Here is a 21,755-nt window from a genome sequence, read left to right as displayed (position 1 = left end):
TTGCGGGCGCCGTCCGCCCGGCGCAGGACGTCCTGGGCGTGTGGCAGGAACTGCCGGCCGGCCGCACTGAGCTGCAGGCGTCCGGCCGACCGCGCGAACAGCTCGACGCCGAGCTCGGACTCCAGCTGCCGGATCTGCCGGGAGATCGCCGGCTGGGTCACGTGCACGACGTCCGCGGCCGCGCTGACCGAGCCGGTCTCGGCGACCGCGACGAAGTATCCGAGCGTACGCAGCTCCATGCCTGCAGAGCATAGCCTCGATCAGGACTGAGTATTGGACGGCATAGGCGGCGGGGCGCGAGAATCGACATATGTCTGCCTCGATCGAGCAACGCCGCAACCTCGTCACCGCCATCCCCGGGCCCCGTTCCCAGGAGCTGATGACCCGCAAGAAGTCCGCCGTCGCCCAGGGTGTCGGCACGACGATGCCGGTCTTCGCGGCCGAGGCCGGCGGCGGCATCGTCAAGGACGTCGACGGCAACTCGTTCATCGACCTCGGCTCCGGCATCGCGGTCACGACGGTCGGCAACAGCGCGCCGCGGGTCGTCGAGGCCGTACGCGAGCAGGTCGAGGCATTCACGCACACGTGCTTCATGATCACGCCGTACGAGGGATATGTCGCGGTCGCCGAGGCGCTCAACCGCTTGACCCCGGGCGATCACGACAAGCGGACGGCGCTGTTCAACTCCGGCGCCGAAGCGGTGGAGAACGCGGTCAAGATCGCCCGCGCGCACACCAAGAAGCAGGCCGTCGTGGCGTTCGACCACGCGTATCACGGGCGCACCAACCTCACGATGGCGATGACCGCGAAGTCGATGCCCTACAAGAGCGGCTTCGGGCCGTTCGCCCCCGAGGTCTACCGGGCCCCGCTGTCCTACCCCTACCGGGACGAGAAGAACCTCGACGGTGCGGCGGCCGCACGCCGCGCGATCACGTACATCGAGAAGCAGGTCGGCGCCGGCAACCTCGCCGCGGTCGTGATCGAGCCGATCCAGGGTGAGGGCGGCTTCATCGTGCCGGCCGAGGGCTTCCTGCCGGCGCTCGCCGACTGGTGCACCGCCAACAACGTCGTGTTCATCGCCGACGAGGTGCAGAGCGGCTTCGCGCGTACGGGCGAGCTGTTCGCCTGCGAGCACGACGGCGTCGTGCCCGACCTGATCGTCACCGCCAAGGGCATCGCCGGCGGGCTGCCGCTGTCGGCGGTGACCGGCCGCGCCGAGATGATGGACGCGCCGCACGTCTCGGGCCTCGGCGGCACGTACGGCGGCAACCCGCTCGCCTGCGCCGCCGCGCTCGCGACGATCGAGACGATCGAGGCCGAGGGGCTCGTCGAGCGGGCCCGACAGATCGAGCGGCTCATGCTCGACCGGCTGCACCGCCTGCAGGCTGACGACGACCGCCTCGGCGACGTACGCGGTCGCGGCGCGATGATCGCCGTCGAGATCGTCAAGAGCGGCACCGACGAGCCTGACCCGTTGCTGACCAGCGCCGTCGCCGCCGCCGCGCACCTCGCCGGCGTCATCGTGCTGACCTGCGGCACGTACGGCAACGTGCTCCGCTTCCTGCCGCCGCTGTCGATCAGCGACGACCTGCTCAACGAGGGCCTCGACATCGTCGCCGCGGCCTTCGAGGACAACCGATGAACGGGCTGTTCATCGGCGGCGAGTGGCTGCCCGGCTCCGCTGGCGAGTTCGACGTCGAGAACCCCGCCGACCGTACGATCATCGACCAGGTCGCGGACGGCGGTCCGGCCGACGCGACCGCCGCCGTCGACGCCGCGGCCGCCGCCCTCCCGGCCTGGAGCGCGATGCCGCCGCGCCAGCGCTCGGAGATCCTCCGGCGCACGTACGAGCTGATGGTCCGCGACGCGGAGCAGCTCGCGGCGCTGATCTGCGCCGAGAACGGCAAGTCGCTGGTCGATGCGCGCGGCGAGGTCACGTACGCCGCCGAGTTCTTCCGCTGGTTCGCGGAGGAGGGCGTACGCGCGGGCGGCGACTACGGCGTCTCCCCGGCTGGCGGCACCCGCACCGTCGTGACCCACAAGCCGGTCGGCGTCGCGGCGCTCGTCACGCCGTGGAACTTCCCGGCGGCGATGGCGACCCGCAAGCTCGCTCCGGCCCTGGCCGCGGGTTGCACCGTGGTCCTCAAGCCCGCGTCGGAGACGCCGCTCACCGCCCTCGCCGTGACCCGGCTGCTCGTCGAGGCCGGGGTGCCTGACGGCGTGGTCAACGTCGTGCCGACGACCGACGCCTCGGCGGTCGTGTCGACCTGGATGGCCGACGCCAGAGTCCGCAAGATCTCGTTCACCGGCTCGACCGCCATCGGCCGGGTGCTGCTCAAGCAGGCCGCCGACCGGGTCGTGAACTCGTCGATGGAGCTCGGCGGCAACGCTCCCCTGATCGTGACGGAGGACGCCGACCTCGACGCCGCCGTCGCCGGCACGATGATCGCGAAGTTCCGCGGCGGCGGCCAGGCCTGCACCGCCGCCAACCGCCTGTACGTGCACGCCGCTGTCGCCGAGGAGTTCACCGCGAAGCTCGGCGCCGAGGTCGAGAAGCTCATCGTCGGGCCCGCCGCCGACGGCTCGCAGATCGGCCCGCTGATCTCCGCCAAGGCCGTCGACGGTGTCGCCGCGCTGGTCGACTCGGCGATCGCCGCCGGCGCCCGCATCAGCCACCGCGCCGCAGTGCCGGACAGCAAGGGCTACTACTTCCCGCCGACCGTGCTCGTCGACGTACCGGCCGACGCCGAGATCGTCATGAACGAGATCTTCGGCCCGGTCGCTCCGGTCATCACCTGGACCGACGAGGCCGACATGCTGCGGCTCGTCAACGCCTCGGAGTTCGGCCTGGCGGCGTACGTGTTCGCCGGCGAGCTGCAGCGCGCGATGCGGATCGGCGAGGCGATCGACGCCGGCATGATCGGCATCAACCGCGGCCTGGTGTCGGACCCGTCCGCGCCTTTCGGCGGCATGAAGCAGAGCGGGCTCGGCCGCGAGGGCGCCCGCGCGGGCTTGGAAGAGTTCACCGAGACGCAATACTTGAGTATCGACTGGCGGTAGGTCTCGCCCCACTCACGCGAGCATCCCACCCATACGAGGAGAAGCGCATGACCACCACGACATCAGGACCCGCGTACCAGGTCGTCAACCCGGCGACAGGCGAGGTCGTCGAGACGTTCGAGACCGCATCGGACGCTGACATCGAGCAGGCGATCACCGCCGCCACCCAGGCGTACGCGGTGTGGAAGGACGTGCCGATCACCGAGCGCGGCGAGATCATCAAGAGGGTCGCCGGGCTGTTCGCCGAGCGCGCCGACGAGCTCGCAGCGATCGCGAACGAGGAGATGGGCAAGCCCGTGAGCGAAGGCCTCGAGGAGGCCGAGTTCTGCCAGTCGATCTTCGACTACTTCGCGACCGAGGGCCCGACGCTGGCCGCCGACCAGCCGATCAAGACGTTCGCGGGCGGCAAGGCCGTCGTGCAGAAGCTGCCGATCGGTCCGCTGCTGGGGATCATGCCGTGGAACTTCCCGTACTACCAGATCGCCCGGTTCGCAGCCCCCAACCTGATGCTCGGCAACACGATCATCCTCAAGCACGCCGAGTCGGTCCCGAAGTCGGCGCTCGCGGTCGAGCAGATCATGAAGGACGCCGGGGTGCCCGAGGGCGCGTACGTCAACGTGTTCGCGTCGCACGAGCAGATCGCGACGATCATCGCCGATCCCCGCATCCAGGGCGTCTCGCTGACCGGTTCGGAGCGCGCGGGCGCGGTCGTCGCCGCGCTGGCCGGCAAGAACCTCAAGAAGTGCGTCCTCGAGCTCGGCGGCTCCGACCCGATGATCGTCCTCGACAGCGACAACCTCGACGAGGTCGTCGACAACGCGTGGGACTTCCGGATGTACAACACCGGTCAGGCGTGCAACTCCAACAAGCGGATGATCGTCATGGACGACCTGTTCGACGACTTCGTCGGCAAGCTGACCGAGAAGGCGCTGGCCCTCGACTCGTTCTCGCCGCTGTCGTCGCGCAAGGCGGCCGAGGCGCTGGCCGAGCAGGTCGACGACGCCGTGAGCAAGGGTGCCACGCTGCACGCCGGCGGCGTCCTGAGCGACGGACCCGACGCGCACTACACGCCCGCCGTGCTGAGCGGCATCACCAAGGACATGCGGGCCTACTCCGAGGAGCTGTTCGGTCCGGTCGCGGTGGTCTACAAGGTCAGCTCCGACGAGGAGGCGCTCAAGCTCGCCAACGACACGACGTACGGCCTGGGTGGCGCGGTGTTCAGCGCCGATCCGGCCCGCGCCGAGAAGATCGCGCAGCGGCTCGAGGTCGGCATGGCCAACGTCAACACGACCGCCGGCGAGGGTGCCGAGATCCCGTTCGGCGGCGTCAAGCGCTCCGGCTTCGGCCGCGAGCTCGGCCCGCTGGGCATGGACGAGTTCGTCAACAAGCGGATGTTCTTCATCGCCGACTGACGTCTAGGTCACCGCGTACGTCGCGCGCTCCCGCGCCAGCAGCTCTGCGAGCCGGTCCCGGTCGATCATCGCGGCACCATCACTCCGCCAGAGACCCGCTGGCCGTACGTGCGGTAGCCCCAGGCGACCGCCAGCGCGAGGATCAGCACGAGGACGCAGGCGACCGCCACGGACCCGCCGCCCTTGGCGTCGATGTCGAGGAAGTCGTACGGCACGTTCATCGTCGTGCCGTTCTCGCCGCGGAACCGTGGATCGGCGAGCTCGGCGCGGATCAGCGTGTATGCCAGCCAGCCGAGCGGCCAGATCAGGAACAGGTAGGCGCCCCGGTGGAACGTCGTGCGCGGCCGCAGGAGCAGGTAGCCGATGACCGCCATGGCCGGGACGATGTAGTGGAAGATCCGGTCGTTCCAGAGCTCCTGGCCCTCGAGCTCGATCGCCCCTTCGAGCACGGTCGCGAAGACGACCCCCGTCACCGTGATGCCGACGAGCCCAGCCAGGTAGACGACCTCGAACGCCGCCCCGGTGCGGTCAGGCCTGATCGCCAACAGCACGGCGCTGACCAGCATGAGGAGGTTCGACTGGATCGTGAAGTAGCTGTACATGTTGACGAGGCTGCCGTCGTTGTCGATGACCATCGCGGTCGCGGTGATGATCGAGATCGCGCCGAGCGCCACCATCACGGCATACCAGAGGCGGGTCATGTCCAGACGATAGCGATGAATCGCGTCAGCGTGACTGAAGCGCGTCGAGCGCGACGGCCATCGCGGCGGCGACGCGCCAGTCGAGCTGCCAGCCGTTGTCGAGCACCGGCACCGTGATCTCGTAGCGGTCCCGCAGCGAGCGCTGCCGCTCCGACGTCAGGATGATCTGGCCATCTGGTGCGGTGAAGTCGAAGTGGAACCGCAGGAAGATCGGCAGGTCACCGACCAGGTCGATGACGCGTCGGGCGATCGCGACGCCCTTGCTGCGCTCCTGGCCCACGGCGACCAGCCCGTCGGGCGTCTGCAGGTGCCACGTCGAGCGGAGCAACGACTTGCCGAAGTCCTTGCGGAACTCACCGATCGCGTTGCCCTGGGCATCCGTGACGTCGTACGTCGCGGCGAGGTCCATCCGCGTGCGGGCCTTGAACCCGAACACCGGCTGCGTCCGCGCCTCGTCGGAGTAGAACGTGACCTGCTCCTTGAACGCCATGCGCTTCTGCTGCGCCATGGCGATCAGCGGGCCCTCGACACCGTCGTCGCCGAGCGCGCGCAGCTCGTAGCGGTTGACCATCATGGTGATCTTCTGGCGGAGCGTGAAGCGTTGCGGGGCGTTGGTCATGACCCCAGTCTCTCAGGCGGGTGGTACGGCAGCGACATGCTCTCAGCGCAGCGGGTCGAAGCTCGAGAGCAGGCTCGGCGTCTCCCCGCGGGCCACCTGGGCCGCAAGCAGCTTGCCGCTGAGCGGCCCGAGCGCGATGCCCCACATGCCGTGGCCGCCGGACACGAAGACCCGCGACGATCGTGTACGCCCGACGAGCGGGAGCCCGTCTGCGGTGCACGGCCTGGAGCCGACCCACTCGTCCGTACGCGCCGACCAGTCGACACCGGTCAGCATGGGCTTCGCCGCGTCGATGATCGCCGCGATGCGCCGCGGGTCGAGCGGCGCGCCGGGCTTGCGGAACTCCATCATCCCGGCGACTCGCAACCCGTCACCGAGCGGCGTGCAGGCGACCCGCTGCGCCGGGAAGTACATCGGCGCGACCGGCATGTGCTCGGGCTGCACCGTGAAGCTGTAGCCGCGACCGGCCTGCACGATCGTCTTCACGCCGACGTCTCGCGCGAGCGCGCCGAGCCACGTGCCGGTCGCGATCACGACGGCATCGGCACGCATCGGCGCGCGGTCGGCGACCTCGAGGCGTACGCCCTCCGCCGACTCGGTGATGTCGCGGACGTCGACGTCGGTCCTGATCTCGGCGCCACGGCTGCGCACCGCGTCGGCCAGGGCGTTGACGAAGCGGCCGGGATTGATGAAGCGCTGGTCCCGCAGGCGTACGCCACACGTCACGGCGTCACCGAGCGCCGGCACGAGGGCGTGCATCGCCCCGCGGTCGAGCAGCTCGGCCTTCGTGTCGACCCCGAGCTCGCGTACGTGCCCGAACTCGTCGAGCAACGCCTGCCGGTCGACCTCCGAGGCGAACGCGGCGAGGAACGGCTCCGCCGGCAGGGTCGGCTCCGCGAGCCCGCCCGCCGCGATCTCGTCGAACGCGTCGAGGGCCTGCCGGTTGGCCTCGGCGAACACCGTCATGGCGGTGCGCCACTTCGCCGCGGTGCAGTGCCGGGCGAGGTCGAGCAGGAACCTCAACAGGCGCGGGTTGGCGGTCAGCGGCACGTAGACCGGCGACGACGACCTGAGCATCGCCTTGATGCCGCCGGCCAGGATCGCCGGGTCCGGCAGCGGGTGGGTCAGGGCCGGAGCCAGCCAGCCGGCGTTGCCCCACGACGAGCCCGCAGCGACGCCGGCGCGGTCGACGACCGTCACGCGTACGCCCTCGGCCTGCAGGAACCACGCGGCGGACAACCCGACCATCCCGGCCCCCACGACCAGGACGTGCTCGGGGCGCTGAGTCATGCGTCCATTGTGCGGTGCCACCTCCGTTCCACGCGGTCGATACCCTGACCCGGGACTGAAGGAGGACAGGTGAACCAGCACACCCGCGGCGCGGCGCACGTGCAGCACATCGGCAGGTCACGCCTGTTCGTCGAGCCGCCCGTACGCTTCCTCGGCCCGTTCATCATCCGCTCGGACACGCACATCGGCGCGTTCACCGAGCTGGGCCGCGAGGTCGAGGCCCAGGCCGCGACGTTCGGCCGCTACTGCGAGATCGGCCCCGGCAGCCTGATCGGCGCGACCGGGCATCCCACGACGTGGCTCAGCGTCTCGTCGTTCCAGTACAAGAAGGCGTCGTGGGGCTGGCATCCGTCGGCCAACACCGGTCAGGTCATCGACCCCGAGGCCGGCGGGCGGCAGACCTTCCGGAGTGTCGCGGGTGACGTGGCGACGATCGGCAACGACGTGTGGATCGGTGCCAATGTCGTCGTGCTGCGCGGCGTCACGATCGGCGACGGCGCGATCATCGCCGCCAACGCGGTCGTCACCAAGGACGTCCCGGCCTACTCGATCGCCGGCGGCATCCCGGCCAAGGTCATCCGCCCGCGCGTTCCCGACGACCTCCGCGACGAGCTGCAGGCGCTGCAGTGGTGGCGGTTCTCGCCCAATCAGCTCAGCGGCATCCCGTACGACGACCTGCCCGAGGCCGTGCGTCGGCTGCGCCCCACGATCGACGCGGGCCTCGAGCCGTACGATCCCGGATTCGTCGAGATCCCCAAGCCGGTGCCGCCGAAGCCCCGGCGCCGTTGGCGTCGCTGACCGTCAGCTCCCCACCCTCGACGATTCACCGGCCAGCACCTCGAGATACAGCCGGGCATGCGCCGCGGCCACCCGCTGGCGTTGCTCGATCCGCTCGTCGACCGAGACCGGCTCCACGGGAGAGTGCTCGTACGCCCGTTGGACCGCATCGATCAGCGACTCCTCGTCGAAGCCGGTGTCATCCATGGAGAACCCGAAGACCGGTGAGTCGGCGCCGAAGAACCGCCCGGTGGGGGCCACCACGGCGGTTCCGACATCACGGCAGGCCTCGATCCAGCTGGTGTGGGGTCCGAAGCGGTATGGCAGGACTGACACGTCGAGCCCGCCGAGGTAGTCCCACATCTGCGCGTCGCTGAAGAACTCGCGGACCCGCACGCGGACCCGGTGCTGCGCGCGCTCGACCTCGGACGCGAGGTCGACGTCGAACCGTCCGCCGGCCGGGCCGAGGACGTCAGGGTGGGCGTCGATCTGGAGGATCGCACCCGGAATCGACCGCACCGCCCGGACCAGGGCCGGCAGGAGGGTGAACGGGCGCTCGCCCGCGCGCGGCTTCGAGACGCGCAGGCCGACCGTGAAGGGGCGGTCGCGATGGATCGGGGTCTGCCGGCGGTGCCGCATGCGCACCATCGTCGTGAGATCGACGACGTGCGGGTGCGGGAGCACGAGTGCCTGGCGTCCCCACCTGTCGTCGATCTCTGCTGCGGCACTGTCCGTCAGGGCGATCAACGCGTCGGCAGCCGGGACCAGGACGTCCAACCGCGCGTCGTGCAGCTCGCGTTCGGACTCGCGCGTGCTGCGCAGGTCGTGGACCGTGTGGACGAACGGCTTGCCCGCCCATCGGAGCGTGTCGACCAGGTCCCGGAGATGGGTGGGCTCGACTCCGTCGAACCCGAAGTGCAGGTGGAACACATCGAAGTCGCCATGATGCTGACGCACCCATGCGGGCTCGAGCATGACCGGTGGCCACCATCGCGTGAGCGTCACCCGACTGGGATTCGACGGATCGGGATCTGCGAGCCGGATGACTCGCGGCAGGTCGCGGAGCTCCCGCACCGGCGACAGGTGACGCACGTACGGATGCGCGGCGGGCACGGAGGCGACCTTGATGCGGCTCCTGCGATGCCACCGGGCGCGACTCGGTCGCTCGGATCGTGCGGGGCGGGCGGTCGACATCGGAGCCTTTCCTCAATCGTGGAAATCCGGGGGGTGGCGACCTTCTGCACCACTGCCAGCGTACCCAGAACTGCAGGGGCCATGCACTCTGCGACCACCTCGCGCATGCCGAACGACGATCCGGGTAGCAGTCCCACAGGCCTACGACCAGAGGGAGAAATCGAGATGGAGCATTCAGCTGAGAGCCGGGGCGGCAGACCACTGGGCCTGGTGACCGGCGCGTCCAGCGGCATCGGCGAAGAGCTGGCTCGCGAGATGGCGCACCACGGCTTCGACCTGATCGTCGTGGCTGAGGACGAGGGCATCCTCGACACCGCCGCCGAGCTCAGTGACCTCGCCGACGTCCGCCCGATCCGCGCGGATCTGGCCACGCGAGCCGGCAACGACATGGTCGTCGACCTGCTGGCACAGGAGCACCGGCCGCTCGCGGCGGCGGCGATCAACGCCGGCATCGGCGTCCACGGCCGGCTCGTCGACACCGAGCTCGAGGACCACCTCCGCGTCATCGCCCTCAACATCGTCTCGGCGGTACACCTCGGCCACTGGATCGCGCGGGACATGGTGGCGCGCGGCGAGGGCCGCATCCTGTTCACGTCGTCGGTCGCGTCGCAGATGCCGGGCCCGTTCTACACGACATACGCCGCCTCGAAGTCCTTCATCCAGTCCTTCGCGCTGGGGCTGCGCGAAGAGCTCAAGGACACCGGCGTCACGGTGACGGCCCTGATGCCCGGGCCGACCGCCACCGAGTTCTTCGACCGCGCCGGCATGGACGGCACCAAGGTTGCCGAAGGACCCAAGGAGGATCCCTCCGACGTCGCCAGTGCCGGTGTCGCAGCGATGCTGGCCGGCGACGACCACGTGGTCACCGGCAGCTGGCGCAACCGGATGCAGTCGGTCGCCACCGGCGTGATGCCCGACGCCATGGCCGCCAGGGTCCACCGGTCGATGACCGAACCGCCCGACGACGCCTGAGCGTAGAGTCGACGCCACACCGGTTGGAGAGGCCAGGAATGTCCGAGACAGACGATGACCAGCACGCTCTCGCGAAGTTCGCGACGGTGCTGGCGTCGCTCAAGCGCGAGGAGTCGCTTGCGATCCGGCTCTGCGAGGCCGGCCGGCAGATGCTCGACGCCGACGGCGCCTCGATGACCCTGGACTACGCGGGCGACGGGCGGCTGATGGTGCACGCCACCGACGAGATGGCCGCCACGCTCGACGACCTTCAGGACGTCGTCGGCGAAGGGCCCGCGTTCGACGCCGCGCACACCGGGGAGGTCGTGGTCGCCCGGCTCGGCAACGGCGACGAGAGCCGCTGGGCGCTGTTCTCCGACCGCCTGGTCGGCCTGGGATTCGCCGGGACGCTCGTCGCGGTTCCCCTGCGTGCCGAGCTCGCGATCCTCGGCGTGCTCTCGCTGCATCGTCGCGGCCCGGACCAGGACGAGGACCTCGTGTCGGCACGCTTCCTCAGCGCCACCGTCGGCACGGCGATCCTGCAGGACCCTCGCGTCGGCCGACCGGACCAGATCTCGAAGGAGACGTGGGCGAGCCGTTCGCAGATCCATCAGGCGACCGGCATGATCGTGGCGCAGGTCGGCGTACGGGCCGAGGATGCCATGGCGCTGCTGCGCGGCCAGGCGTTCGCCCGCAACACGTCGCTGGTCGAGGTGGCGCGCGACATCATCGGGCGGCGCATCAACTTCCGGGACTTCACGATAGAGGGGGACTAACCATGGAGACATCCCGCGCGACCCACGCCCTCGCCAAGGCGTCCGCAGCCCTCGTCAGCGAGACAGACATCGCCGGATTCCTGGCCACCCTGCTCGCCAGCAGCACCGACGTGCTGCAGATCGACGCCGGCGGAATTCTTGTCGAGGACCACGATCGGCTGGACCTGCTGGCCGCCTCGAGCCACGCCGCGGTCGAGCTCGAGCTGCATCAGTCGCAGCTCGAGGAAGGGCCCTGTGTCGACGCCCACGTGTCGGGTCGCCCCGTCAGGGCCCACGGCCCCGACGTGGTGACGCGCTGGCCACGGTTCGGCCAGCTGATGCTGGACTCCGGGTTCTCGTCGGTCCATGCCTCACCCCTGCGCTGGCACGGCGTGGCGCTCGGCGCGATGGGCATGTTCCGCCACACCGGCACGATGTTCACCCCCGAGGAGGAGACCGTCGCCCAGGCGTTCGCCGACCTCGCCACCTTGCTGATCGTGCAGACCGACACGATCGACCTGGGCGTCGTGCGGCAGCGCGTCCAGGAGGTGCTGGCCGCGCGCATCGTCATCGAGCAGGCCAAGGGCGTCCTGGCGTGGAACCACGGCGTCGAGATGGCCGAGGCCTACCGGCTGCTGCTACGCCGCGCCGCCGACGAGGGCGCCACCCTGACCGCAACGGCCCGGGCCGTGATCGACGAGGCGCAGCGCCGTCACGTCACCTGACCAGGACGCCACGACGCCGCCAACCGGGGTCAGTTCGCCCTGAGCTCACGCGCCGGCACCAGGACCCACGCGACGAGCACGAACACCGTGATCATCGCCGCCACCAACCACGCGACCCACGTCGCCGCGACCACGTCGAGGATCAGCCACACGGCTCCGATGTTCGCCAGGGCGAGGGCGGCGAGTCCCCAACGGGACGTCTGGTGTGCGGCCTCGACGAGCCAGGGGCGGGCGTGCCGGTGGAACAGCGCCCGGTGCAATGCCACAGGCGTCATGAGCAGGAACGTCGCCGCGACGGCCGAGCAGAGGACCGCGGCGTAGACCGTGTGCCGCGACTCGGCGAGGTCCTCGAAACGAGGCGTGAACGGCAGGGTCAGCAGGAAGCCGGTGAGGATCTGGACGCCGGTCTGGGCGACCCGGAGCTCCTGCAGGAGCTCCTGCCAGTTGCGATCGAGTCTGGCCTCCTCGGAAAGTGCCATGTCAGTGGTTGCGGAGGGCCGTGACCAGCTCCGACTTGTTCTTGTCCGAGTAGTTGCTCAGGCCAAGCTCCTTGGCCCGCCTGCGCAGCTCGGGCACCTTCCAGTCCTCGTACGAGTCGGACTTGCCGCCCTTGCGGCCGACCGACGACGTGGACCTGCCCTTCTGCTTGGTCGCGTTCGAGATGCGTGCGGCCTTCTCCTTCGAGGCGCCCTCCTTGCGGAGCTCCTCGTACATGTCGGGATTCTTGAGACTCGGATTCTTCTTGCCTGGCATGACTCATCCTTCCTGTGAGGTGGATCAGAAGACGGCCTTGCCGCCCGTGACGCCCAGCACCGTGCCGGACACGTAGCTCGCGTCGCGCTCGGAGGCGAGGAAGACGAACGCCGGCGCGACCTCGGCCGGCTGTCCCGCCCGTCCCAGTGGGGTGTCCTTGCCGAACTTCTCGATCTTCTCGACGGACTGGGTCGCGGGCTGCAACGGCGTCCAGATCGGACCGGGCGCGACGGCGTTGACCCGGATGCCCTTGGGTCCGAGCTGTGCCGCGAGATTGACCGTGGCGTTGTTGATCGCGGCTTTGGTCGCGGCGTAGTCGAGCAGCGTGGTCGACGGGTCGTAGGCCTGGATCGAGGAGTTGTTGATGATCGCCGATCCGGGCTTGAGATGGGCGACCGCGGCGCGGGTCAGCCAGAACAGCGAGTAGAGATTCGTCGTGAAAACCCGGTCCATCCGCTCGTCGGTGAGCTCCTCGATGCCCTCCTCGCGCGCCATCTGGAACCCGGCGTTGTTGACCAGGATGTCGAGGCCGCCGAGGTTCCTGACGGTGTCGGCCACCACCTGGTCGCACGTCTCGCTATCGCGCAGGTCCGCCTCGATCGCGACGTACCTGCGCCCGGCCTGCTCGAGGACGGCGGACGTCTCGTCGGCGTCTGACTTCTCCTCCGGCAGGTACGTGAACGCGACAGCGGCGCCCTCTCGGGCGTACGCGATCGCGACGGCCCGGCCGATGCCGGAGTCACCGCCGGTGATCAACGCCTTGCGACCCTCGAGTCGTCCGCTGCCGCGGTAGGACTCCTCGCCGTGATCCGGCACCGGTCGCATCTCGCCCGTCAGGCCGGGCGGTTCCTGCTGCTGGGGCGGGAAGGCCGGGGATTCGTCGTGACTCATGCGGGGGACGTGCCCCCTCCCTCAGGCGTTAAACGTGAATGACTGGCGTCGGCGGATCAACCGCGATTCACTTAGGCATGCGATCCATCTGGAAGGGCGCCATCAGCTTCGGCCTGGTCAACGTGCCCGTGAAGGTCTACAGCGCCACGGAGAGCCACGACGTCTCGCTCCACCAGGTCCACAACAAGGACGGCGGCCGGATCCGCTACCAACGCAAGTGCGAGGTCTGCAACAAGGTCGTCGCCTACGAGGACATCGACAAGGCGTACGACGACGGCGAGAAGACCGTCGTGCTCACGGACGAGGACTTCGCCGCCCTGCCGGCCGAGCGCAGCCACGAGATCGAGGTCGTCGAGTTCGTCCCCGCCGACCAGGTCGATGTCCTCCGCCTCGACAAGGCGTACTTCCTCGAGCCCGAGGAGCGGGCCCTCAAGCCCTACACGCTCCTGCGACGCGCCCTCGAGGACTCCGACCGGACCGCGATCGTCCAGTTCGCCCTGCGGCAGAAGACCCGGCTCGCGGCGTTGCGCGTCCGCGACAACGTCCTGGTGCTCCAGACGATGCTGTGGGACGACGAGGTGCGCAAGCCGGACTTCGACGTGCTCGACTCGACCCCGCGCATCAGCCAGAAGGAACGCGACATGGCGGCGCAGCTCGTCGACTCGCTCTCGGAGGACTTCGACCCCTCGGCGTTCACCGACGACTACCAGGAGCAGCTCCGCACGCTGATCGAGGCCAAGATCGAGCAGGGCGCCGCACTCGACACCGAGGCCACGTTCGGCAAGCAGGAGGAAGAGGAGAGCGCCGACGTCGTCGACCTGATGGAGGCGCTCAAGCGCAGCGTCGACCGCAAGAATGCCACGAAGAAGGCACCCGCCAAGAAGGCCACCAAGAAGAAGAGCGCCGCCAAGAAGAAGGCCGGTTAGGTCGCCTAGTTCGCTGCGGCCTGGTCACGCGACAGCTCCGGCGCCTCGAAGCGGGCGTCCGGTGAGCGGCGGTGCTCGACGACCCACTGCGCGACATGGCGCAGCTTGACGTTGTGGGCCTGTGACTGGCGGCGGAGGAAGTCGAACGCGCGGTCGGCGTCGAGGTCGAAGCGCTCCATGAGGATGCCCTGCGCCTGGCCGATCAGCTTGCGGGCGTCTATCGCGACCTGCAGGCCCTCCTCGTTGTGCGCATTGGCGAGCGCCACGGCCGCATGACGTACGAAGATCGTGGCCACCGCTAGGTCGTCCTCGTCGAACGCGTCGATGCGGTTGGCGTAGAGGTTGAGCGAGCCGTAGCGCCGCGCCCGGGTCTCGAGCCTCACGCTCAGGACGCTGCGGATGCCCAGCTCCGCGACGGCAGGCCCCCACTTGAGCCAACGAGGGTCGTTGCCGACGTCGCGTGCCTGGTAGATCGCCTCACCTTCGATCGCATCGAGGCATGGGCCTTCGTCGTGCACGATCTGCAGGTTGTGGGACTCGCCGACCCGTTGAGAGGTGGCCGCCGCCGTCTCGATCTGGTTGCGCGCATGCACCAGCATGATGCCGGCGTCGTCGCAGCTCGTGGCGATCCGGGCGTATTCGGCGATGCGCTCGATCGTGCGCTCCGTGGTGGGCTCGTCGTGCAGGTCGAGCGCCATCTGGGAAAAGAACGTCGAGCTGTCCACGTGGGAACTCCTCACCGGGCGACCCTTCAAGAGAAACACACCGCCTGACCGAAATATATAGCCGCGGGGGTCAGGTGTTTGCTGCCACAAGTGCTGGGTACGTCGGCGCAGCAAGGGGATGCACCAACAGGGCGGCAGCAGTGGCTGCCTCCTCGACGCTCGGGAAGGGGTGCCCGATGAACGCAACGGGCTCCACCGGAACCACCGTGACACTCTTCGGCGACAGCGCTCCGCTCGACCACGCGCTCAGCGACCAGCTGGGGCAACGCGGGTGGAAGACGCACTTCGTGTCGGTCCCGACCGGATGGCTCCGCTCGGCCACTCACGCCGTCATGCGGCTCGACACCGCAGCGGGCGTCGACGCGCTCAAGGAGCTCGCCGAGACCGAGCAACCCCGGTCCCACGTCATCGCGGTCTGTCCGGAGCCCGGCACCACCGCCGAGTCCGACCGGGTCCAAGACATGTGCCGGGCGTGTGGCATGCACCATGACGTGTCGCTGATCTGGCACCCCCCGCTCGTCGGGGACGTCGCCTCGGAGCACCCGGCCCGTACGCAGGTCACGACCAGGGCGCTGGCTGTGTCGGTGGCCGACGAGATGGTGGAGCACCCGTCGGTGGGGCGACCCGCATTCGTGGCGCGACCGTTCGTGGTCGAAGCCGAGCATCAGTGACGATCAACTTCCTGGGCATGGTCGTCGAACATGCCCACGGTCGCGCGTACGTCCCACAGTGCGGCGGGCGCGTCGAGGGTCTCGACCGCGATCGTCGGAGCACCGTCGGAGTCGACGGCAGACACGATCACGTCGTGATGGAGGGCGAACTCGTGGAGGAGGTCGCGCTGGACGGCATCGCCGCTCAGCCGAAAGGTCAGGGTGGTGCGTCGCAAGTAACGTTCCTCGGGTCAGCAAGCTGGTGCGGCTGCTGCTGAACCGGCAACGGCACTCTACCCATGACATACGAGTTGGCGGCCACCGGCTCCGGTGACCGCCAACAAGCAACCCGCGAGGATGGTCAGGCCGCGTCCACGGCCATCGCTGACTCCCGGAGTCGACTCAGGAGCTTGGCGAGCCGCCGCGAGATCTGCATCTGGCTGACGCCCACGATCTCGGCGATCTCCTGCTGCGTCTTGTCCTCGACGAACCTCAACCGGAGCAGGAGTCGCTCCTCGTCGTCGAGGTCGCGGCACAGCGGCTCGATCGTCACCCAGTCGTCGATGAAGTCGAACTCGGAGGTGTCGCCGGCGATCGTCTCCCCCAGAGGCCGGCCGCTCTCGCGTACGGGCTGGTCGAGCGATGTCGGCGTGAAGCAGCTGCGGGCTGCCATCGCCTCACGAACCTCGTCGACGTCGGCCTCGATCGCCTCGGCGATCGTCTCGACGTCGGGCTGCCGCGAGTCGGACTGCAGACACTGCTCGGTCGCGCTCGAGATGTCGGCCTGCATCTGCTGGATACGCCGCGGCGGGCGGATGCCCCAGCAGTAGTCGCGGAAGTACTTCTTGATCTCGCCGAGGATCGTGACCGTGGCAAACGGGACGAACTCGCCACGCTCATGGTCGAAGCCGCGGATGGCCTTGACCAGGGCGAAGCAGGCGACCTGCGCCAGGTCGTCACGGTCGGCACCTCGCCCGGAGTAACGCCCGGCCAGGTGATGCGCGAGACCGAGATGGCGGCGAACCACCTCGTCCTCGAGAAGTGCCCGCTCGGCGTCGCTCGCGTGCCGAGCCGCCTCGATCAGATCGTGCGTGTCATCGTGCTGTGTGAGTGCGGGAGCAGTGTTCACGGTAAAACCCCCAGGGGTCTCGATCCGTCAACCGGCTTCTGCTCAACCGGCTCTTCAACCATGGCACTGTGGAGTGTGAAGCGCAAGGTCTTGCTGCGCGCACGCGATCAGTCGATATGGTTCTGGAGAACCATCTCAGCGTCTCGGCGCGTCTCTTCCTCGCGTTTCGCTCGGGTCCCCCCGGGTACGGGCCGGTCATGAGAGGAGGCCTGATGGCGCGCACGAACGACACCCAGACCGTGTCGGTCGCCGGACAGCGCCTCCGCCTCACCAACCCTGACAAAGTCATCTACCCGTCGACGGGCACGACCAAGGCCGAGGTCATCGCCTACTACATGGAGATCGCGCCGCATCTGCTGCCGCATCTCGCCGGCCGGATCGTGACGCGCAAGCGCTGGGTCGACGGCGTCGGCACCGCCGACAAACCGGGTGAGGTCTTCTTCGAGAAGAACCTCCCGTCGTCCGCGCCGGACTGGATCCGACGCGTCAAGATCCAGCACAGCGATCACGTCAACACGTATCCGGTGTTCGACAGCGCGGCGGCTCTCGCCTGGGCCGGCCAGGTCGGTGCGCTCGAGCTGCACGTCCCGCAGTGGAAGGTCGACAGCCGGGGCGTGAAGCAGAACCCCGACCACCTCGTCCTCGACCTCGACCCCGGGCCGGGTGCAGGTCTGCCCGAGTGCGTCGAGGTCGCCAAACGGGCCCGGGCGCTGCTGCGCGACCTCGGCCTTGAGGCATACCCCGTGACGAGCGGCAGCAAGGGCATCCACCTGTACGCCGGTCTCGACGGCGAGCACGACGCGGACTACGTCAACCGGTTCGCCAAGCAGTTCGCCCAGGTGCTGGAGTCCGAGCTCCCGGACCTCGTCGTCAGCTCCATGAAGAAGAGCCTGCGCGGCGGCAAGGTCCTGGTCGACTGGAGCCAGAACAACGCCAACAAGACGACGATCGCGCCCTACTCGCTGCGCGGGCAGCTCAAGCCGTACGTCGCGGTGCCCCGCACCTGGCGCGAGCTCAACGACGACCTGCAGCACCTCATGATGGACGAGGTCCTGCAGCGCATGAAGCGACGCAAGGACCCCATGGCCGACCTCGCGGGGCCCAGGCCGGCGAGCGACAAGCTGGCGACCTACCGGTCCAAGCGCGATGCCGGGAAGACACCGGAACCCGTGCCCGACGCGATGCCGGCCGGAGGCGACGGCACTTCGACAAGCTCAGCACAGGCCAACTCGTTCGTGATCCAGGAGCACCACGCCAGCAGCCTGCACTGGGACTTCCGCCTCGAGCACGACGGCGTGCTGGTCTCGTGGGCGCTGCCCAAGGGCGTGCCGACCGATCCCAAGAAGAACCACCTCGCGGTGCAGACCGAGGACCACCCGCTGGAGTACGGCACGTTCGAGGGCACGATCCCCAAGGGGGAGTACGGCGGCGGCGAGGTCACGATCTGGGACACCGGGACGTACGAGCTCGAGAAGTGGCGCGACGGCAAGGAGGTCATCGCGACGCTGACCGGACGCAAGGGTGGCGGGCTCGGCGGGCCGCGCAGGTTCGCGCTGATCAAGACCGGCAAGAACTGGCTGATCCACCGGATGGACCTCCCGGCCGCGCCGCGCCGCAAGAAGGCCCCGCCGCGCTCGATGAAGAAGGGCTTCGTCCCGCCCATGATGGCCAAGCTCGGCTCGGCGAGCGATGTCCGCGACGAGGACGAGTGGGCGTTCGAGATGAAGTGGGACGGCATCCGGGTCGTGGCGGTGATCGACGGCAAGGACGTCGGCCTGTTCACCCGCAACGAGAACGACGTCACCGCCGGCTATCCCGAGATCGTCACCGCGCTGGCCGAGCTGGGCCTCGATGACACGGTCCTGGACGGCGAGGTCGTCGCCCTCAACGCTGCCGGTGTCCCCGACTTCGGCCGGCTGCAGCGGCGCATGGGGCTGACCAAGGAGGCCGACGTCGAGGCCGCGCGCCGGGACGTACCGGTCAAGTACCTCGTGTTCGACGTCATGCGGTCCGGCGGCGACTCGCTGGTCGACAAGACGTACGTCGAACGCCGCAAGGCGCTGCGCGGGCTCAGGATCGCGGCGGATGTCGTCGACGTCCCCCAGGCGTTCGACGGCTCGCTGGCCGATGCTGTCGAGTCGAGCAAGACGCTCGGGCTCGAGGGCGTGCTCGCCAAGCGCCGCGACAGCCGCTATCTCGGTGGCAAGCGCGCGACCGCCTGGACCAAGGTCAAGCACCAGCGCATGCAGGAGGTCGTCATCGGCGGCTGGCGCACCGGCCAGGGCGCCCGCAGCGAAACCATCGGCGCGTTGCTGCTCGGCATCCCCACCGACGACGGGCTCCGCTACGTCGGCAAGGTCGGCACCGGATTCGACCAGCGCACGCTCGCCGACCTCCAGCAACGGCTGTCGAAGCTCAGCCGCAAGACCAGCCCGTTCGCCGAGACGCCCCGCGAGATCGCACGCGACGCCCACTGGGTCAGCCCTCGCCTCGTCGGCGAGGTGTCGTTCGCGGAGTGGACGTCCGGCGGCCACCTGCGCCAGCCGAGCTGGCGCGGCATACGTACGGACAAGAAGCCGCAGGAGGTCGCCCTGGAGTAAGGCTGCGCCCGACCCGACATCATCACGACACGAGGAGTTACTCCATGCCGTTCAAGAAGAAGAACTTCCGCACCAAGCTAGAAGCCCGTCTGGATGACCTGGCGAGCCAGACCGAAGAGCTCCGTCAGCAGGTTGTCGATCGTGCGCCCGGCGTACGCGATCAGCTCGTCGACATGCTCCCCGACAAGGACCAGCTGCGCGACCTGCGCGACGACCTGTTCGAGCGCCTGCCCGACGGCGTCGCCGACAAGGTGCCCGAGAAGGTCAGGCCCAAGAAGCGCTCGAAGCTCAAGCGGGTCGCGATCCTCGGTGTCCTGACCGGCGCCGGTGCCGCGGCATTCGCGGCGGTCAAGGGGCGTACGCACACCGCGCCGCCGCCCGAGCCGTTCCCGGCGCCGCCGAAGCCGACGCCGCCGGCAGACGTGACGCCGCCGAAGCCGGCCAAGAAGGCTTCAGCCCCTCCCACGACGGACTGAGCCAGCCACGAATCCCCGGGCGGGCGCCCGGGGATTCGTGCGTTCAGCGGCGAATACCACCTGCGGTTGTGGGTATGCGGTCTGAACCACTCATGCCCGGAGGGACTCCCATGGCGACTGACATCGACCCGGCCTGGACGACGGAGGAGCTGAGCTCCGTCCGCGACGGGCTGCTTCGGGCCGCCGAGCGGCTCCGGGCGGAGATCGCGATCCTCGACACCGCGACCGCCCAGGCCGTCTCGGAGTCGACGCTCGAGGTGCTGCACGACGAGATCGATGTCGCGGCCCATCGGGCCGAGCTCATGCAGGATGCCGTCCAGATCGAGAACGCCACCGCGATCCTCGAGCAGACCGAGCACGTCCTGGCACGCCTGGACCAGGGGCTCTACGGCATCTGTGAGACGTGTTCAGCGGCGATCGGCCGGCCGCGACTGGAGGCTTTCCCGCGGGCGACCCTCTGCATGACCTGCGTTGCCTGACCCGCTCAGATCACCGGGACGAATCCTGCGACCGCTCGATTGGCGACGTCCCGCTAGGCTCGCTGCGTGACGGAACAGAAGAAGAAGCAGCTGCCGGTATGGCAGGAGTCGATCCTTCTCGTCGCAACTGCCATGGTCATGGCAGTCATCGTCAAGACATTCTTTCTCCAGGCGTTCTACATCCCGTCGGAGTCGATGGAGCCGACGATGCTCGTCAACGACAAGATCCTCGTGCAGAAGGTCTCGTACTGGGGCGGCGATGTGAAGCGTGGGGACGTCGTCGTGTTCGACGACCCGGGAGGCTGGCTCAGCGCCGAGGACTCCAAGCACGCGTCGAACCCCGTCCAGAAGGCGCTCGAGACCGTGGGGCTCTTCCCCACCGGCGGCCACCTGATCAAGCGGGTCATCGGCGTCGGCGGTGACACGATCGCCTGCTGCACCGACGGCAAGCTGACGGTCAACGGCAAGGAGCTCAGCGAGCCGTACGTCCTCGACGAGACCGTCACGAAGGACAAGACGTTCGAGGTCAAGGTGCCCAAGGGTCACCTGTGGGTCATGGGCGACAACCGGGGCAACTCCAGCGACTCCCGCGCACACATGGGCGATCCGGGCGGCGGGTTCATCTCCGACCAGAGCGTCGTCGGCAAGGCCTGGCTGCGCGTATGGCCGCTGGGCCGGGCCGGCTTCATCCACAAGCCCGACACGTTCGACGCCAACCTCGAGCCCTGACCGAGGTCGACCCCGCAACGACAGAAGTCCCGCTCGAGCCTGAGGCTCGGGCGGGACTTCTCTGTCTGGCGCGCCCGAAGGGATTCGAACCCCTAACCTTCTGATCCGTAGTCAGATGCTCTATCCGTTGAGCTACGGGCGCATGCCCCGAAGGGCCTCGCTGAGTCTAGCGTGGCCCCGAGCCGAGAGAAAATCTGGCCACCGCAACGGACGACGCACCCGGGTTGCTCCTGTCATACGTGTGACTATGTTCACCCCTTCCGACCTGCCCATCCCCAAGATGCGACCCGTAAAGTCGGCTGAATCGTCATCGCCCGTCGGTGACGATTCATCACACATCAGCTACCTGAGGCCCCTATATGCCGAGGGAGTGCGAATCAATGCGCTTGGTTCGCGATGCGCGAGAAGGAAAAGTTCACACATGTCCGCAGACACCGCCATATCCACCACCTACCGGACGACACACCGCAGGCTCCAGGCCTGGGTTGACGACGTCGCCGCCCTGACCAGACCGGCCGCCATCCACTGGGTCGAAGGCACTCCCGAGGAATGGGTCTCGCTGACCGATGGCCTCGTCGCCTCCGGCACCTTCGTACGACTCGACGAGACCAAGAAGCCCAACTCGTTCTGGTGCGCCTCCGATCCGAGCGATGTCGCCCGCGTCGAGGACCGCACCTACATCTGCAGCGTTGACGAGGCCGACTGCGGCCCGACCAACAACTGGATGGAGCCTTCGGACATGAAGGCGGTCATGACGGACCTCTACGACGGCTGCATGCAGGGCCGCACCATGTACGTCATCCCGTTCGTCATGGGCCACCTCGACGCGGACAACCCGATGTTCGGCGTCGAGATCACCGACTCCGCGTACGTCGTGGCGTCGATGACCGTGATGGCCCGCGTCGGCAAGACC

At 68.8% G+C, this 21,755-nt stretch carries 24 protein-coding genes, 1 tRNA gene and 1 pseudogene; 14 read left to right on the top strand and 12 right to left on the bottom strand.

Annotated features, from left to right (window positions below):
* The coding region (locus tag V6M46_RS10485) for a LysR family transcriptional regulator (protein ID WP_332664595.1) at positions 1-239 on the bottom strand (239 nt) is incomplete at its 3' end.
* Positions 240-310: 71 nt separating this feature from the next.
* Here V6M46_RS10485 and gabT point away from each other — a divergent pair.
* Genes gabT through V6M46_RS10470 form a run of 3 tightly spaced genes read left to right on the top strand, consistent with a single transcriptional unit; the run spans position 311 to position 4,472 of the window.
* Positions 311-1,642 (top strand): 4-aminobutyrate--2-oxoglutarate transaminase, encoded by a 1,332-nt coding sequence (gabT, locus tag V6M46_RS10480; protein WP_332664593.1) that lies wholly within the window; start codon positions 311-313, stop codon positions 1,640-1,642.
* Positions 1,639-3,060, top strand: a complete 1,422-nt coding sequence (locus V6M46_RS10475) for an NAD-dependent succinate-semialdehyde dehydrogenase (protein WP_332664590.1) — start codon at positions 1,639-1,641, stop codon at positions 3,058-3,060. The genes gabT and V6M46_RS10475 overlap by 4 nt, the downstream gene beginning before the upstream one ends.
* Before the next feature lie 47 nt (positions 3,061-3,107).
* Positions 3,108-4,472 (top strand): NAD-dependent succinate-semialdehyde dehydrogenase, encoded by a 1,365-nt coding sequence (locus V6M46_RS10470; protein ID WP_332664587.1) that lies wholly within the window; start codon positions 3,108-3,110, stop codon positions 4,470-4,472.
* A gap of 65 nt (positions 4,473-4,537) precedes the next feature.
* Here the strand turns inward: V6M46_RS10470 and V6M46_RS10465 are convergent, their stop codons facing one another.
* Genes V6M46_RS10465 through V6M46_RS10455 form a run of 3 tightly spaced genes read right to left on the bottom strand, consistent with a single transcriptional unit; the run spans position 4,538 to position 7,082 of the window.
* A complete protein-coding gene (locus V6M46_RS10465; RefSeq protein ID WP_332664584.1) occupies positions 4,538-5,173 on the bottom strand; it encodes a Pr6Pr family membrane protein in 636 nt (211 codons plus the stop codon).
* 25 nt (positions 5,174-5,198) lie between these two features.
* On the bottom strand, positions 5,199-5,792 hold the full coding sequence (locus V6M46_RS10460; protein WP_332664581.1) for a hypothetical protein: 594 nt from the start codon (positions 5,790-5,792) through the stop codon (positions 5,199-5,201).
* Between the two features lie 42 nt (positions 5,793-5,834).
* Positions 5,835-7,082: an NAD(P)/FAD-dependent oxidoreductase gene (locus V6M46_RS10455; protein ID WP_332664578.1), complete on the bottom strand. Its 1,248-nt coding sequence runs from the start codon at positions 7,080-7,082 to the stop codon at positions 5,835-5,837.
* 69 nt (positions 7,083-7,151) lie between these two features.
* On the opposite strand from V6M46_RS10455, the gene V6M46_RS10450 reads away from it, so the two are divergent.
* Positions 7,152-7,880, top strand: coding sequence for a CatB-related O-acetyltransferase (locus tag V6M46_RS10450; RefSeq protein ID WP_332664576.1), 729 nt, complete (start codon positions 7,152-7,154; stop codon positions 7,878-7,880).
* A 3-nt stretch (positions 7,881-7,883) separates the two neighbouring features.
* On the opposite strand, the gene V6M46_RS10445 is transcribed toward V6M46_RS10450, so the two are convergent.
* On the bottom strand, positions 7,884-8,972 hold the full coding sequence (locus V6M46_RS10445; protein WP_332664574.1) for a glycosyltransferase family 1 protein: 1,089 nt from the start codon (positions 8,970-8,972) through the stop codon (positions 7,884-7,886).
* Between the two features lie 246 nt (positions 8,973-9,218).
* Between V6M46_RS10445 and V6M46_RS10440 the strand changes: the two genes are divergently transcribed.
* The 3 genes from V6M46_RS10440 to V6M46_RS10430 are packed head-to-tail and all read left to right on the top strand — an operon-like array spanning position 9,219 to position 11,484.
* On the top strand, positions 9,219-10,025 hold the full coding sequence (locus V6M46_RS10440; protein ID WP_332664572.1) for an SDR family NAD(P)-dependent oxidoreductase: 807 nt from the start codon (positions 9,219-9,221) through the stop codon (positions 10,023-10,025).
* Positions 10,026-10,063: 38 nt separating this feature from the next.
* On the top strand, positions 10,064-10,780 hold the full coding sequence (locus V6M46_RS10435; protein ID WP_332664567.1) for a GAF and ANTAR domain-containing protein: 717 nt from the start codon (positions 10,064-10,066) through the stop codon (positions 10,778-10,780).
* 2 nt (positions 10,781-10,782) lie between these two features.
* Entirely contained in the window at positions 10,783-11,484 is a 702-nt protein-coding gene (locus V6M46_RS10430) for a GAF and ANTAR domain-containing protein (RefSeq protein WP_332664565.1), read from the top strand.
* Between the two features lie 29 nt (positions 11,485-11,513).
* Here V6M46_RS10430 and V6M46_RS10425 read toward each other — a convergent pair whose 3' ends face one another.
* From V6M46_RS10425 to V6M46_RS10415, 3 genes are read right to left on the bottom strand one after another with little or no spacing between them, the layout of a single operon-like run.
* Positions 11,514-11,963: a DUF6328 family protein gene (locus V6M46_RS10425; RefSeq protein WP_332664563.1), complete on the bottom strand. Its 450-nt coding sequence runs from the start codon at positions 11,961-11,963 to the stop codon at positions 11,514-11,516.
* A gap of 1 nt (position 11,964) precedes the next feature.
* A complete protein-coding gene (locus tag V6M46_RS10420) occupies positions 11,965-12,237 on the bottom strand; it encodes a DUF7218 family protein (protein ID WP_332664561.1) in 273 nt (90 codons plus the stop codon).
* 24 nt (positions 12,238-12,261) lie between these two features.
* Positions 12,262-13,128 (bottom strand): SDR family oxidoreductase, encoded by an 867-nt coding sequence (locus tag V6M46_RS10415; protein WP_332664559.1) that lies wholly within the window; start codon positions 13,126-13,128, stop codon positions 12,262-12,264.
* Positions 13,129-13,205: 77 nt separating this feature from the next.
* On the opposite strand from V6M46_RS10415, the gene ku reads away from it, so the two are divergent.
* Positions 13,206-14,054, top strand: coding sequence for a non-homologous end joining protein Ku (gene ku, locus V6M46_RS10410; protein ID WP_332664557.1), 849 nt, complete (start codon positions 13,206-13,208; stop codon positions 14,052-14,054).
* Between the two features lie 5 nt (positions 14,055-14,059).
* Here the strand turns inward: ku and V6M46_RS10405 are convergent, their stop codons facing one another.
* Positions 14,060-14,779: a GAF and ANTAR domain-containing protein gene (locus tag V6M46_RS10405; RefSeq protein ID WP_332664554.1), complete on the bottom strand. Its 720-nt coding sequence runs from the start codon at positions 14,777-14,779 to the stop codon at positions 14,060-14,062.
* Between the two features lie 176 nt (positions 14,780-14,955).
* Here V6M46_RS10405 and V6M46_RS10400 point away from each other — a divergent pair, with 176 nt between their 5' ends.
* Complete coding sequence (locus V6M46_RS10400) at positions 14,956-15,450, top strand: hypothetical protein (RefSeq protein ID WP_332664551.1); 495 nt, start codon at positions 14,956-14,958, stop codon at positions 15,448-15,450.
* Here the strand turns inward: V6M46_RS10400 and V6M46_RS10395 are convergent.
* Positions 15,444-15,665, bottom strand: coding sequence for a hypothetical protein (locus V6M46_RS10395; RefSeq protein ID WP_332664549.1), 222 nt, complete (start codon positions 15,663-15,665; stop codon positions 15,444-15,446). The two genes, V6M46_RS10400 and V6M46_RS10395, sit on opposite strands and share 7 nt — an antisense overlap.
* Before the next feature lie 125 nt (positions 15,666-15,790).
* Positions 15,791-16,558: a sigma-70 family RNA polymerase sigma factor gene (locus tag V6M46_RS10390; protein WP_332664546.1), complete on the bottom strand. Its 768-nt coding sequence runs from the start codon at positions 16,556-16,558 to the stop codon at positions 15,791-15,793.
* 212 nt (positions 16,559-16,770) lie between these two features.
* Here V6M46_RS10390 and V6M46_RS10385 point away from each other — a divergent pair, with 212 nt between their 5' ends.
* The 4 genes from V6M46_RS10385 (at position 16,771) to lepB (ending at position 20,842) form a co-directional block, all read left to right on the top strand.
* Complete coding sequence (locus tag V6M46_RS10385) at positions 16,771-19,158, top strand: ATP-dependent DNA ligase (protein WP_332664544.1); 2,388 nt, start codon at positions 16,771-16,773, stop codon at positions 19,156-19,158.
* A 44-nt stretch (positions 19,159-19,202) separates the two neighbouring features.
* Complete coding sequence (locus tag V6M46_RS10380; protein WP_332664542.1) at positions 19,203-19,634, top strand: hypothetical protein; 432 nt, start codon at positions 19,203-19,205, stop codon at positions 19,632-19,634.
* A gap of 110 nt (positions 19,635-19,744) precedes the next feature.
* The gene (locus V6M46_RS10375) at positions 19,745-20,113 is read left to right on the top strand and encodes a TraR/DksA family transcriptional regulator (protein ID WP_332664540.1); all 369 of its coding nucleotides are present in this window, start codon (positions 19,745-19,747) and stop codon (positions 20,111-20,113) included.
* Positions 20,114-20,179: 66 nt separating this feature from the next.
* Positions 20,180-20,842, top strand: coding sequence for a signal peptidase I (gene lepB, locus V6M46_RS10370; protein ID WP_332664538.1), 663 nt, complete (start codon positions 20,180-20,182; stop codon positions 20,840-20,842).
* Positions 20,843-20,908: 66 nt separating this feature from the next.
* Here lepB and V6M46_RS10365 read toward each other — a convergent pair.
* A tRNA-Arg gene (locus tag V6M46_RS10365) sits at positions 20,909-20,984 on the bottom strand.
* Positions 20,985-21,263: 279 nt separating this feature from the next.
* On the opposite strand from V6M46_RS10365, the pseudogene V6M46_RS10360 reads away from it, so the two are divergent.
* Positions 21,264-21,755: pseudogene (locus V6M46_RS10360) on the top strand (phosphoenolpyruvate carboxykinase (GTP)); the annotation flags it as partial.

The sequence above is a fragment of the Aeromicrobium sp. genome (assembly GCF_036676885.1).
Lineage (GTDB): Bacteria > Actinomycetota > Actinomycetes > Propionibacteriales > Nocardioidaceae > Aeromicrobium.
Note: the sequence above shows the minus strand (reverse complement) of the source record. Positions and strands in the feature narration are given on the sequence as shown.

Coding starts and splice junctions, on each gene's coding strand:
- V6M46_RS10400 (WP_332664551.1), top strand. CDS start 14,956: ATGAACGCAACGGGCTCCACCGGAACCACCGTGACACTCTTCGGCGAC.
- V6M46_RS10465 (WP_332664584.1), bottom strand. CDS start 5,173: ATGACCCGCCTCTGGTATGCCGTGATGGTGGCGCTCGGCGCGATCTCG.
- V6M46_RS10380 (WP_332664542.1), top strand. CDS start 19,203: ATGCCGTTCAAGAAGAAGAACTTCCGCACCAAGCTAGAAGCCCGTCTG.
- V6M46_RS10425 (WP_332664563.1), bottom strand. CDS start 11,963: ATGGCACTTTCCGAGGAGGCCAGACTCGATCGCAACTGGCAGGAGCTC.
- V6M46_RS10430 (WP_332664565.1), top strand. CDS start 10,783: ATGGAGACATCCCGCGCGACCCACGCCCTCGCCAAGGCGTCCGCAGCC.
- V6M46_RS10420 (WP_332664561.1), bottom strand. CDS start 12,237: ATGCCAGGCAAGAAGAATCCGAGTCTCAAGAATCCCGACATGTACGAG.
- V6M46_RS10435 (WP_332664567.1), top strand. CDS start 10,064: ATGTCCGAGACAGACGATGACCAGCACGCTCTCGCGAAGTTCGCGACG.
- V6M46_RS10475 (WP_332664590.1), top strand. CDS start 1,639: ATGAACGGGCTGTTCATCGGCGGCGAGTGGCTGCCCGGCTCCGCTGGC.
- V6M46_RS10385 (WP_332664544.1), top strand. CDS start 16,771: ATGGCGCGCACGAACGACACCCAGACCGTGTCGGTCGCCGGACAGCGC.
- V6M46_RS10440 (WP_332664572.1), top strand. CDS start 9,219: ATGGAGCATTCAGCTGAGAGCCGGGGCGGCAGACCACTGGGCCTGGTG.
- V6M46_RS10460 (WP_332664581.1), bottom strand. CDS start 5,792: ATGACCAACGCCCCGCAACGCTTCACGCTCCGCCAGAAGATCACCATG.
- gabT (WP_332664593.1), top strand. CDS start 311: ATGTCTGCCTCGATCGAGCAACGCCGCAACCTCGTCACCGCCATCCCC.
- V6M46_RS10375 (WP_332664540.1), top strand. CDS start 19,745: ATGGCGACTGACATCGACCCGGCCTGGACGACGGAGGAGCTGAGCTCC.
- V6M46_RS10470 (WP_332664587.1), top strand. CDS start 3,108: ATGACCACCACGACATCAGGACCCGCGTACCAGGTCGTCAACCCGGCG.
- V6M46_RS10415 (WP_332664559.1), bottom strand. CDS start 13,128: ATGAGTCACGACGAATCCCCGGCCTTCCCGCCCCAGCAGCAGGAACCG.
- V6M46_RS10455 (WP_332664578.1), bottom strand. CDS start 7,082: ATGACTCAGCGCCCCGAGCACGTCCTGGTCGTGGGGGCCGGGATGGTC.
- ku (WP_332664557.1), top strand. CDS start 13,206: ATGCGATCCATCTGGAAGGGCGCCATCAGCTTCGGCCTGGTCAACGTG.